Consider the following 11450-nt stretch of genomic DNA (forward strand, 5'->3'; position numbering starts at 1 on the left):
CGGCGCGGATCCACCCGGCCCGGCCTCCGGCGCGGGCTCATCGGGCGACCGCGGCCCGTAGCGCCGCCGGGTCGGGGCGGTCGCCCGCCCACGCGATGTAGCCGTCGGGGCGGACGAGCAGGGCGGTGGTGCGCCCGTCGCGCCAGCAGGCGCGCACCAGGGGGACCGGCGACCCGGCCGGGGCGTCCGTACCGGCGGGGGCGACCAGGACGAAGGAGCCCTCGCGCAGCAGCTCGTACAGGCGGCCCTCCCGCAGCGCCAGGTCCGGGGCGCGCTTCCCGGTGAGGGGGTGCGCTCCGAGCGGGGCCCGGTAGGAGATCGCGATGCCCGAGACCATCCCTATGGTCCTGTCGGCGGCGGGCCGGCACCGGGACAGCGTCTTGGCGGCGGCATTTCTGACCGTGCGCTGGAGCGGGCCGCGGGCCATGGCGAGCCGGACGAGCGCGCCGCTGGAGCGGAGCACGGCCGTGCCGACCGGGTGCCGTTCGGCGTGGTAGCTGTCGAGGAGGGCCTCCGGGGCGGTGGTGTGGCCCTGGAGCACGGCGGCGAGCTTCCAGGAGAGGTTGGCCGCGTCCTGGAGACCGGTGTTCATGCCCTGGCCGCCCGCGGGGGAGTGGACATGCGCGGCGTCCCCGGCGAGGAAGACCCGGCCGGTCCGGTACGACGGCACCTGGCGCTCGTCGCTGTGGAAGCGGGAGACCCAGCGGGCGTCGTGCATGCCGTAGTCGGTGCCGACGGCGGCGCGCACGATCGCGCGCACCTCTTCCAGGTCGATCGGCTCGCTGTCGGCCGCCTGGTGGGTGCGGCTCCACGCCATCACGCGGTACCAGCCGTCGCCGAAGGGGGCGAAGAAGGCGAAGGCGTCCCCCTCGCCGTAGACCGCGAGGAGGTTGGGCGGCTCGCCCGTGAGCCGGACGTCGGCGAGCGCCATCGACCGGATCACGGATTTCCCCGGGAAGGGAAGCCCGAGCTCCCGGCGCACCGCGCTGCGCATTCCGTCCGCACCGACGAGATAGCGGGCCGTGAGGGACGACCGGGCGCCGTCCGCCCCGCGCAACTCGGCCGTGACGGACTCCTCGGCGAGGTCCTGCCGGAGGCCGGTCAGCTCCACCCCGTAGCGGAAGTCGACACCGGCCTCGCGGGCCCGGCGCTCCAGCACCCGCTCCACCTCGTACTGCGGGGTGATCAGGATGTAGGGGAACCGGGTGCGCAGACGCCCGAGGTCGAGCGAGAGCGCACCGAAGAAGTCCAGCGAGGCGCGCGTGGTGCCCGTGGCGAGCAGCTCGTCGGCCAGACCCCGGCCGTCGAGCAGCTCGAGCGTGCGGGCGTGCACCCCGAAGGCGCGGGTCAGGTTGCTCGTCCGGCGCGGGCGGCGCTCCACGAGCGTGACGGAGACGCCCCGGGCGGCGAGATCCCCCGCGAGCAGCAGGCCGGTGGGGCCCGCGCCCACGACGATCACGCCGATGGCGCCGGTGGTCTCGGGGGTGGGTGCTGCTGCGGGTGCGGTGCTCGGGGTGGTGGTCATGACTGCCTCCTGGGCCCGTACGGCGGCATCGGCCTCCGGCGCCAGGCGCCGAGGTGGGACGCCGACCGGGAACCGGGTGCCAACAAACGTTGGTCAACACCTGTTGGCATCAACGGTAGAACCGTGGCCTCTGGCATGTCAACGCTTGTTGGCCTACATTTGTTGGCATGACAGAACCCGCCACCGCGCTCCGGCGCTCGGACGCCACCAAGGCCGCGATCCTGCGGGCCGCGAGGGAGCGGTTCGCCGCCGACGGATACGAGCGCGCCACCATCCGGGCCATCGCCCGGGACGCGAGCATCGACCCGTCGATGGTCATGCGCTACTTCGGCAACAAGGAGGCGTTGTTCGTCGCCGCCTCCGCGATCGAGCTGCGGCTGCCCCTGCTCGGGTCGCTGCCGGCCAAGCACATCGGCGCCGTCCTCGTCGGCCACTTCCTTGACCGCTGGGAGGGGGACGAGGTGCTCACGGCCATGCTCCGCGTCGGGGTGACCAACGAGGCGGGCGCGGAGCGGATGAGACAGGTCTTCACCGAGCAGATCGGCGCGGTCACGGCCGGGGTCTGCCCCGTCCCGGCCGAGGCGGAGGGGCGTGCCGCGCTCGTCGCCTCGCAGATACTGGGGATGGCGCTCACGCGGTACGTGCTGCGCATCGCCCCCGCCGTCGAGATGTCGCGCGAGGAGGTGATCGCCTGGCTCGCGCCGACCGTCCAGCGCTACCTCACCGCCGAATCGCCGTGACGGAGCGCGGGCAGTGCGGCACGGCGGCGGAGAAGGGGGCGCGACGGGACGTCGGACGGGGTCCGTCCGCTTCGTACACTTTCCGCATGCCGCAGAAGTCCCGGCCCGGCCGCAGTGCGCTGATGGCCGAGCTGACCGTCGAGTCGCGCCGCTACATGGCCGCGTACGCGCTCTTCAACCAGGCCGTCGCCGACCATCTGCGGCTCCATCCGACCGACCTCCAGTGCCTCAACCTGCTCGGCCTGGAAGCGGCGCCGGTCACCACCGGCCGGATCGCGGAGCTGACCGGGCTCACCACCGGCTCGGCGACCCGACTGGTCGACCGCCTGGAGCGCGGCGGATACGTCACGCGCGCGCGGGACACCGTCGACCGCCGACGGGTGCTCGTCACGCCCGTGCCGGAGCGGATGGCGGAGGTCGGCGCGGTGTGGCGGCGGCTGAACGGTGCGTGGGCGGCCATGTTCGACGCGTACGACGACGACGAACTGGCCCTGCTCATCACGCACATGCGACGTACGGTCGAGCTGAGCGCCCACCAGGTCGAGGACCTGCGCACGGGCGACGGCGCCCGGGGAACCGCCGCTGTCCGGCCCTGAGGCTCAGCCCTGAGGCAGCCCGGGGCCGAACTCGGCCAGCGCCTCCGTGACGATCGCCTCCAGGCGGGAGTGGTGGGCGCCCCGCCAGTAGACCCGTTCGCACTCGGTGCACTGCGCGAAGACGTCGTACGAGCTCCGCGTGCCGTGCTCCAGCCGGCCGCTGACCGAGTCCTTGTCGGCGGTCTTCAGCGGGCCGTTGCAGGCGGTGCACCTGGTCCACGGGGCGAGATGCGGCGCGAACCGGCCGAGCACGTCCCGGAGTTGGTCGTCCGGCCGGTCGCTGTACACGTATGCCCCGGCCCAGATCTCCCGCCGGTGCAGCAGCCCGCGGTCCCGGGAGAGCAGGACGCGCCGTTCCCGCGCCGAGCGGGCGGCCAGCGCCGGGTCGCCGATGTCCTCGCTCTCGTACGCCGCGTCGACGCCCAGCAGCCGCAGCCGCCGGGCCAGCGTGCCGAGGTGGACGTCGAGCAGGAAGCGCAGCGGGGCGCCCGGGACCCGCTGGGGGCGCTCCACGGCCCGGACCTCGACCGTCTCGCCCGCCACCGGGATGTGCGAGACGGGCGTGGGCCGGCCGTCGACCAGGATCTGCCCGGCCTCGGTGAGCGGGATACCGAGTGATTCCACGACATGGCCGAGCGTGGAGGCGCCGTCGGTCGTCACGGCCGTGCGCCCGAGGCGGCGTTCGTGCGCGACGAACAGCCGCAGTTCAGGGGCTACTTCGAGGTGGATCTCGGGTCCGTTCACCAGGTCAGGATGTCATCGGCGGGTCCGGGGCGGCCAGCGGATTCGCGCGCGGCGGATCAGGGGGGCTCGGGGGCTCGGAGGCTCAGGGACGGAAGGCGGCGGCGTGCTTCGCGGTCCAGTCGGCGAAGGTGCGGGCGGGGTGCCCGGTCAGCCGCTCGACCCCGTCGGTCACCGCGGCCGGGACGCCGTCCGAGGCGGCCGTGTACGCGAGGAGCGCGTCGGCGATCGGCGCGGGCAGATGGGCCGACAGGGCCTTCTTCCAGTCCTCCGGGGACACGGTGTTGACCGCGACGGGCCGTCCGGCCGCCGCCGCCACCAGGCCGACCTGCTCGGCGGCGGTGAGCGACTCGGGGCCGGTCAGGTGGTACGCGCCGCCCCGCAGCCGGGCGTCGGTGAGGACGGCGAGGGCGGCCTCGGCGATGTCCTCGCTGTCGATGGGGCTGCTGTGGCTGCCGGGGTACGGGAGGTCGACGGAGCCGCGGGCCCGTACCGACTCCGCCCACTGGAACGCGTTGCTGGCGAAGGCGTCGGGGCGGAGCAGGGTCGCGGTGATCGGCGAGGCGATCAGGGCCTGCTCCACCGCGTGGTGGGAGGCGGCGATCAGGTTCCGCTCCGGGTCCGGGGCGAGGACGGAGCCGGAGGAGAGCAGCACGATGTGGTCGACCCCGGCGGCCCGTGCCGCGTCGAGGAAGGCGTCGATCCCGGCCGGTTCGGCGTACAGGAACACGGAGTCGACCCCGTCGAGGGCGGCCTCGAACGTGGCCGGGTCGGAGAGGTCGCAGGTGACGACCGGTACACCCTCGGGCAGCGCGGCGGCCGTGGCCGTGAGCCCCTCGGGGGTGCGGGAGGCCGCGCGGACGGTGTGGCCGTCGCGGAGCAGCAGCGGGACGAGCGCGGAGCCGACACGTCCGCGGCATCCGGTGACCAGGGTGTGCATGGGGAACTCCTTCGGCGGTGCGTGGATATTGTCTTCTTCGGTGAATAAGCTGCGTGGCGCAGATAAATGTTCCGCAGGCGGTACGGGGCCGTCAACCCGGTTTCAGGAGGGGCGCGGGGCGAAGGCGGTCGGCGGCGCGCCGACGGTGGAGGTGAAGTCCCTGATCAGGTGGGCCTGGTCGCTGTAGCCGAGTTCGGCGGCGAGCGCCGCCCAGTCCACCTGCCGGTCCGACGTGGCCCGCTCCAGCGCCTCGTGGATGCGGTAGCGGAGGATCACCCACTTGGGGCCGACGCCCACGTACGTGGCGAAGAGCCGCTGGAGCGAGCGGGGCGAGAGCCCCTCGGCGCGGGCCAGCCCGCCGACCCGGCGCACCGTCCGGTCCGTGCGGACCAGGTCCACCAGGGCCATCGCCCGCCCGGCCTGCGGGTCCGGCTCCGGGCCGAGCGCCAGCAGGTAGCGGTCGAGCGCCGCGACCCGCGCGTCCTCCTCCGCCGGGTCCAGGACCGCCGACGCCGGGGCGGGCGGGGCGAACACCTCGGCGACGGGAAGCCGCCGCCCCGTCCACCGCGAGACCGGCCGCCCCGGCGCGAACGGCCGGAACCCGCCGGGCCGGAACTGCACCCCGCAGACCCGCCCCCGGCCCGCCAGCTTCTGGGTGAAGAGCCCCAGCCCGATGCCCGAGACCTCCGCGAACTCCGGGCCCTGCTCCCCGGCATCGCCGGAGTACCGCTGGAAGACCAGGTTCACGGACGGGTGCGGCACGAGGTGGGAGGCGTACGGCTCGGACAGGTCCCAGTCCATCAGCCAGTAGTGCTCCAGGTAGGGGCGCAGTTCGGCGGCGGGTTCGCGGCGGCGGAAACGCACCTGGGTGAAGAGTTCGGGGGCGTCGACGATGCCCCGGGTATCGCGTCGGGGTGCTGCCATGGCGGCGATCCTAGGCCGTTCCGAATCGATGAACGGGCTACGACTCGAACGTAAGTACCCGTTCCAGTGCCCGGCGCGGGGTGCGCGGGCCGGTGGGCCCGTAACCCAGGCGGATGATCATCTGGGGGTTGCCCGAACCGTGCACCGGATCGCGCAGGACCCAGCGCAGATCCGGCCATTCGAGGGGCTGGTTGGCGAAGGAGGTGGACACCTCGTCGAGCGTGGCGACGAGCAGCACCCGCTCCAGCGCCTGACCGGCCCGGAGCCAGTCCGCCGGGCGGTCGTCCGACGTGCTCAGCAGGGCCAGCTGGGGGTTGCGCTCGAACAGGACGCGGGCCCGGCCGGGGGTGGGCCTGCTGCCCGCGAAGTCGCGGTTGGTGGCCCGCTCGGCGGCGTCGCGGGGGCCGAAGGCGTAGTCGGGGACGCCGTCGACCGGCGCGTCGGTCTTCGAGAACCGGGCCCAGTGCTCCTGCTCGGCCTCCCGCGCGGGGTCGCCCCGGTCGTAGCCCTCGGCGTCCCGGATCAGGTCGAGCACGGTCTCCAGATGGGGCTCGGCCAGGAAGACGAGCTCGGCGCCCTCGGCGCGGGCCGCGTCGACGAGGCGGGCGCGGACGTCGTCCGGTACCGGCTGGTCGTCGAAGGGGTACCGGCTGGTGTGCCGCTTCGCGACGGCCGGATACAGCGCCCCGAGCGCGGCGCCGTCCGGATCGCCGGGAGCGCCGTCGTGCGCCGGGGGTGCGGAAAGGCGTACGGAGGCGAGCAGCGTCGGGTCCGCCGGCTCCGGCAGCAGGCTGACGGCCGCGTCCAGTCCGTGGTGGGCGGCGGAGACCCGCAGGTTCAGCAGGGCGGCGCCGCAGCCCACGTGCAGGGCGCGGTTGGCGGGGTCGGCCTCCGGGAGCCGCCGCTCGAAGTCGGCGTACAGGCCGAGCGTGCCGCTGCCGCGCCCGTAGCGGAAGCGCCAGGGCTGGGCGTTGTGCATGGACGGCGCGGTGGTGGCGTCGGCCACCAGGCCGGTCACCGTCGCGTCGGTGGGCGTCTGGACGGTCATCGGACCCCCGGGGCTCGGGAACTGTCGATGTCCCTCCAGCATGGATCAACTCCGGCCAGGGCGATATCCGGCTTTCGTCCCGAAGTCGGGGCTTGCGCACCGGGCCCGGCGGGTCCCGGTCTACGCCCGCGCCGTGAGCCGGTCGACCAGGTGGTGCCAGCCGTCCTCCAGGTGTTCCGGCGGCAGGCCCCGGTCGACCGTGAAGTGGTGGACGAGGGCCGCCTCGACGGAGCCGAGCAGGGTGTGGGCGAGCAGCTCCGGATCGCCGGGCGCGTGTGCCTGCCGCAGCAGCATGGCGACGTGGTTGACGCGCAGCCGGTACGCCGGGACGGCGTAGGCGCGCAGCGGGTCGGTCCGGCTGGCCAGGATCAGCGGGTGGTGGTCGCGCTCGTGGCGCAGCACGGCGGGGCCGAAGGCGTGCAGTCGGTCCACCGCGGGGGCGCCGGGGCCCAGCGGGGGCGGCCCGGAGAGGAAGGCGGCCTGGAACTGCTTCTCCCGGTGGTCCAGGAGGGCGATCAGGAGGCCGGCCCGGTCGCCGAAGCGCCGGAAGACGGTCCCCTTGCCGACGCCCGCCTCGGCGGCCACCGAATCCATGGTCAGCTCCGCCGCCCCGCAGCAGGACAGCAGCCGGGAGGCGGCGTCGAGCAGCAGGGTGCGGTTGCGCGCGGCGTCGGCCCGCAGCGGGGGCTCGTCGGCGATCAGGAGGTTCTTCCGGGTCCCGTCCGGTGCGTCCGGGAGGGCCGAGAGGGCGGGGAAGGCCGGGAGGGCGGGGTCGGGCAGCTGGGGCAGAGGCTCAACGGGGCCGTTCATGAACTCAGCGTAACGCCAGATGAAGAAAAATGGACCACGGTCCGGTTAGGTGGTACAACTTTAAACGGACCTCGGTCCGCTCTCTTGAGTGCTTTCCATATCAGTCACTACTCCGCCCCGGGAGTTCCCCATGTCCGTACGCATCCTCGCTCTCGTCGGCAGCCTCCGCGCCGGCTCGCACAACCGCCAGCTCGCCGAGGCCGCGGCCAAGCACGCCCCCGAGGGCGCCTCGATCGAGATCTACGAGGGCCTTGCCGACGTGCCCTTCTACAACGAGGACATCGACGTCGAGGGCGGCGTCCCGGCCGCGGCGGCCCGGCTGCGCGAGGCGGCCGCGGGCGCCGACGCCTTCCTGCTCTTCTCGCCCGAGTACAACGGCACCATGCCCGCCGTGCTGAAGAACGCCATCGACTGGCTGTCCCGCCCGTTCGGCGCCGGCGCCCTCTCCGGCAAGCCGGTCGCCGTGGTCGGCACCGCCTTCGGCCAGTACGGCGGCGTCTGGGCGCAGGACGACGCCCGCAAGTCGGCCGGCATCGCCGGTGCCGTGGTCCTGGAGGACGTCAAGCTGTCCATCCCCGGCTCCGTGACCCGCTTCGCCGAGACCCACCCGGCCGACGACGCCGAGGTCGCCACCGCGATCGCCGAGGTCATCGCGAAGGTCGGCGCGGCCACCACCGCCGCCTGATCCCAGGGGCGCATCCGGCCGGACGAGGCCGGGACCGTACGCGCGAAGGCGGCGCGGGCACCAGGCCCGCGCCGCCTTCGGCATGTCCGAGGACCCGCCGCCCCCGTACCGGGCCGCGACGGGGCGGGATCACGGCCAGACCAGGCAGTACGCCTGATGGCCCGCGTCGTGCAGCCGGTGCGAGAAGTCCTGCCACTCGTGGAGCAGCCGGTAGACGTTGAACGCGTCGCGCGGGCCGCCGCGGTCCGGGACGGTGGACCAGATGAACGCCGCCGCGCCCACCGACTCCTCGCCGACGCCGCGCAGCGGGTCGACCACCGTCATCGGAAGCTTGACCACCGCGTAGTCGGGGTGCAGCACGACCAGTTCGAGCGGGGGGACCTTGTGGAGCGGTATGCCCTGTATGCCGGTGAGGACCATCGCCGCCACCGTCTCGGGCTTGATCTTGGTGAACATGCCGCCCATGCCCAGCTCGTCGCCGCCCAGCTCCTCGGGGCGCATCGAAATGGGCACCCGCGCCGCGGTCGCCCCGTCCGGCGCGCCGAAGTACTTGTAGGTCACCCCCATCCGGCCACCACTCCCGATCCCGGACTCGCCGCTCTGCGCACCCCCGGCCCGTACGCCCTTCTCGCGCCCCGCCTCACGCCGGTGCCGACCCCGCCGGGCAGGCTCGGACCCCGGGCCGCCGGTCCCCTCGCCCGCTCCGCCACCGCGATGCATATCTCATCCACCCGACTACTACTGAGGAGCAACGGCCGCTGAGCAGCCGCGGCGCCCGCCGCGCAACCCGATCATCGTGTCAGTGACCTCCCCCGCGGGCGTCCGGTGAAACACCTGTCCGCGAGTCCGTCCGAGGCTCTGACACCATGGCTTGTGTGAGCTTTCCCTATGACGCCCCAGTTTCGCAGACGCTTTTCGACCGCGCGTCCCTCGTGACGCCCGGAGGCGTGAACTCTCCCGTACGTGCTTTCCGGGCCGTGGGCGGTACGCCCCGCTTCATGGTGTCCGGCCGCGGCCCGTACCTCACCGACGCCGACGGACGTGAGTACGTCGACCTCGTGTGCTCGTGGGGGCCGATGATCCTCGGCCACTCCCACCCCGAGGTCATCGCCGCGGTGCAGGAGGCGGTGGCCCGCGGCACCTCGTTCGGTACGCCGGGGGAGGGCGAGGTCGCGCTCGCCGAGGAGATCGTGGCCCGGATCGAGCCGGTGGAGCAGGTGCGGCTGGTGTCGTCCGGCACCGAGGCGACCATGTCGGCGATCCGGCTCGCCCGCGGGTTCACCGGCCGGGCCAAGGTGGTGAAGTTCGCCGGCTGCTACCACGGCCACGTGGACGCGCTGCTGGCCGCCGCCGGGTCCGGGGTCGCCACCTTCGGCCTCCCGGACACGCCGGGGGTCACCGGCGCCCAGGCCGGCGACACGATCGTGCTGCCGTACAACGACCTGGACGCGGTCCGCGAGGCGTTCGCCGCGCACCCCGGCGAGATCGCCTGTGTGATCACCGAGGCGTCGCCGGGCAACATGGGCGTCGTGCCGCCGCTGGACGGCTTCAACGCCGGGCTCAAGGAGATCTGCTCCGCCAACGGCGCCCTGTACATCTCCGACGAGGTCATGACCGGTTTCCGTACCTCGAAGGCCGGCTGGTACGGCGTCGACGGGGTGCGGCCCGACCTGATGACCTTCGGCAAGGTCATGGGCGGCGGCTTCCCGGCCGCGGCCTTCGGCGGGCGCGCGGACGTGATGGCGCACCTCGCCCCGGCCGGCCCCGTCTACCAGGCGGGCACCCTCTCCGGGAACCCGATCGCCACCGCCGCCGGCCTCGCCCAGCTCCGGCTGCTGGACGACGCGGCGTACGCCAAGGTCGACGCGGTCTCCGCGGAGATCCGCACCCTGGTCGGCGAGGCGCTGACCAAGGAGGGCGTGGCGCACACCGTGCAGGCGGCGAGCAACATGTTCTCCGTCTTCTTCACCGACCGCCCGGTGCGGAACTACGACGAGGCGAAGCAGCAGGAAGCTTTCCGCTTCACCGCCTTCTTCCACTCGATGCTGTCCCAGGGCGTCTACCTGCCGCCCTCGGCCTTCGAGTCCTGGTTCGTCTCCACCGCCCATGACGCGCGGGCCGTCGAGCGGATCGCCGCCGCCCTGCCCGCCGCCGCCCGCGCCGCCTCGGAGGCCACCGCATGAGCGAGACGAGTGAGAACACCGGACCCGCCGAGGGCACGGGCCGCAAGGACAAGGACGGCGCGGACATCACCGTCGTCCACCTGATGCGCCACGGCGAGGTGCACAACCCGGAGGGCGTGCTCTACGGGCGCCGCCCCGGCTACCACCTCTCCGAGCTCGGCCGCCAGATGGCCGACCGGGTCGCCGAGCACCTGGCGGGCCGCGACATCACCCATGTCGTCGCCTCCCCGCTGGAGCGCGCCCAGGAGACGGCCACGCCGATCGCCAAGACGCACGACCTGGAGCTGGCCACCGACGAGCGGCTGATCGAGGCCGCCAACGTCTTCGAGGGCAAGACCTTCGGCGTCGGCGACGGCGCGCTGCGCAAGCCGGACAACTGGAAGCACCTGACCAACCCGTTCCGGCCGTCCTGGGGCGAGCCGTACATCGAGCAGGTCGTCCGGATGATGGGCGCGCTGGACGCGGCGCGCGACGCCGCGCGCGGCCACGAGGCGGTCTGCGTCAGCCACCAGCTGCCGATCTGGATCGTCCGGAGCTTCGTCGAGCGGCGGCGGCTCTGGCACGACCCGCGCAAGCGGCAGTGCACCCTGGCCTCGCTGACCAGCTTCACGTACCGGGGCGACAAGATCGTCTCGGTCGGTTACACGGAACCGGCGCGCGACCTGGTGCCGGCCCATCTGCTGGCCGGTGCGAAGCCGGTGAAGGGCAAGTCGAAGGCCTTCGGCGCCTGAGGCCTCTCCCCGAAGCGGCCGGACCGAGGACTCTCCCGGAACGGCCGGATCGCCGGACGGTGTGGTTCATCCACCCGTCCGGCGATCGTCTTTTTCCCTGCCCGCGTGGTGGCTGTAGCACCGTCATCAACTGCTGGGGCCTGCCCGGTCATTGATCTCGCAGTGGTCCGTGGCGAGTTGACGGATGCGGCGGGGGGAGTGGGCAGCCCCGCTATTGCCCGGTGCGGACGGTCGTGGGCGTCCGTGGAGGTCCGGAACGCGCGTCGGCCGGCCAGGCCCTGGGCCGGTTCCCCGGCGGGCTGACCGCGAGGGTCCCTCTTCGACCCCCTCAAGAGGTTCCGCGCGATCGCCACTTGCTTCGACGAACTCGCCGACCGCTACCGGGCCGGAGCGCATCGTGCGGACGACGCCACTTTCGAAACACGCCCTAGCTGTATTGCCCTGTGAGGTTGGGGACGCGGCTGGCGGGTGGTTTGCCTGCGAGTGCGGTGTGTCCACGGTGGTGATTGTAGGTGTGCAGCCAGCCG

The 11450-nt window shown here is 73.4% G+C and carries 12 protein-coding genes and 1 pseudogene; 6 read left to right on the top strand and 7 right to left on the bottom strand.

What is annotated here, in order from left to right:
* Positions 1 to 37: 37 nt before the first annotated feature.
* Positions 38 to 1525, bottom strand: a complete 1488-nt coding sequence (locus ACIQGQ_RS35330; protein WP_402404188.1) for an FAD-dependent monooxygenase — start codon at positions 1523 to 1525, stop codon at positions 38 to 40.
* A 167-nt stretch (positions 1526 to 1692) separates the two neighbouring features.
* Here ACIQGQ_RS35330 and ACIQGQ_RS35335 point away from each other — a divergent pair, with 167 nt between their 5' ends.
* Complete coding sequence (locus tag ACIQGQ_RS35335; protein WP_402404191.1) at positions 1693 to 2265, top strand: TetR family transcriptional regulator; 573 nt, start codon at positions 1693 to 1695, stop codon at positions 2263 to 2265.
* An 86-nt stretch (positions 2266 to 2351) separates the two neighbouring features.
* Positions 2352 to 2861 carry a MarR family winged helix-turn-helix transcriptional regulator gene (locus tag ACIQGQ_RS35340; protein ID WP_402404194.1) on the top strand — a complete coding sequence of 170 codons (510 nt, stop codon included), beginning with the start codon at positions 2352 to 2354 and terminating at the stop codon, positions 2859 to 2861.
* A gap of 3 nt (positions 2862 to 2864) precedes the next feature.
* On the opposite strand, the gene ACIQGQ_RS35345 is transcribed toward ACIQGQ_RS35340, so the two are convergent.
* The 5 genes from ACIQGQ_RS35345 to ACIQGQ_RS35365 form a co-directional block, all read right to left on the bottom strand.
* The gene (locus ACIQGQ_RS35345; protein WP_402404197.1) at positions 2865 to 3605 is read right to left on the bottom strand and encodes a Mut7-C RNAse domain-containing protein; all 741 of its coding nucleotides are present in this window, start codon (positions 3603 to 3605) and stop codon (positions 2865 to 2867) included.
* Between the two features lie 82 nt (positions 3606 to 3687).
* Positions 3688 to 4542 (bottom strand): NAD(P)H-binding protein, encoded by an 855-nt coding sequence (locus ACIQGQ_RS35350; RefSeq protein ID WP_402404200.1) that lies wholly within the window; start codon positions 4540 to 4542, stop codon positions 3688 to 3690.
* A gap of 102 nt (positions 4543 to 4644) precedes the next feature.
* Positions 4645 to 5466 (bottom strand): DUF6597 domain-containing transcriptional factor, encoded by an 822-nt coding sequence (locus tag ACIQGQ_RS35355; protein ID WP_402404202.1) that lies wholly within the window; start codon positions 5464 to 5466, stop codon positions 4645 to 4647.
* Positions 5467 to 5503: 37 nt separating this feature from the next.
* A complete protein-coding gene (locus ACIQGQ_RS35360; protein WP_402404205.1) occupies positions 5504 to 6514 on the bottom strand; it encodes an Acg family FMN-binding oxidoreductase in 1011 nt (336 codons plus the stop codon).
* A 120-nt stretch (positions 6515 to 6634) separates the two neighbouring features.
* On the bottom strand, positions 6635 to 7324 hold the full coding sequence (locus ACIQGQ_RS35365; protein ID WP_402404208.1) for a TetR/AcrR family transcriptional regulator: 690 nt from the start codon (positions 7322 to 7324) through the stop codon (positions 6635 to 6637).
* Between the two features lie 130 nt (positions 7325 to 7454).
* Here ACIQGQ_RS35365 and ACIQGQ_RS35370 point away from each other — a divergent pair, with 130 nt between their 5' ends.
* Positions 7455 to 8009 (top strand): NAD(P)H-dependent oxidoreductase, encoded by a 555-nt coding sequence (locus ACIQGQ_RS35370; RefSeq protein WP_366297578.1) that lies wholly within the window; start codon positions 7455 to 7457, stop codon positions 8007 to 8009.
* A 129-nt stretch (positions 8010 to 8138) separates the two neighbouring features.
* On the opposite strand, the gene ACIQGQ_RS35375 is transcribed toward ACIQGQ_RS35370, so the two are convergent.
* The gene (locus ACIQGQ_RS35375; protein ID WP_352278533.1) at positions 8139 to 8729 is read right to left on the bottom strand and encodes a hypothetical protein; all 591 of its coding nucleotides are present in this window, start codon (positions 8727 to 8729) and stop codon (positions 8139 to 8141) included.
* Positions 8730 to 8875: 146 nt separating this feature from the next.
* Here ACIQGQ_RS35375 and hemL point away from each other — a divergent pair, with 146 nt between their 5' ends.
* The 3 genes and pseudogenes from hemL to ACIQGQ_RS35390 form a co-directional block, all read left to right on the top strand.
* Positions 8876 to 10192 (top strand): glutamate-1-semialdehyde 2,1-aminomutase, encoded by a 1317-nt coding sequence (hemL, locus tag ACIQGQ_RS35380; RefSeq protein WP_402404213.1) that lies wholly within the window; start codon positions 8876 to 8878, stop codon positions 10190 to 10192.
* A gap of 83 nt (positions 10193 to 10275) precedes the next feature.
* Positions 10276 to 10923, top strand: coding sequence for a histidine phosphatase family protein (locus tag ACIQGQ_RS35385; RefSeq protein ID WP_366297729.1), 648 nt, complete (start codon positions 10276 to 10278; stop codon positions 10921 to 10923).
* 162 nt (positions 10924 to 11085) lie between these two features.
* Positions 11086 to 11188: pseudogene (locus tag ACIQGQ_RS35390) on the top strand (IS5/IS1182 family transposase); the annotation flags it as partial.
* Positions 11189 to 11450 lie beyond the last annotated feature (262 nt).

Source organism: Streptomyces sp. NPDC092952 (genome assembly GCF_044754785.1).
Taxonomy (GTDB): Bacteria; Actinomycetota; Actinomycetes; order Streptomycetales; family Streptomycetaceae; genus Streptomyces.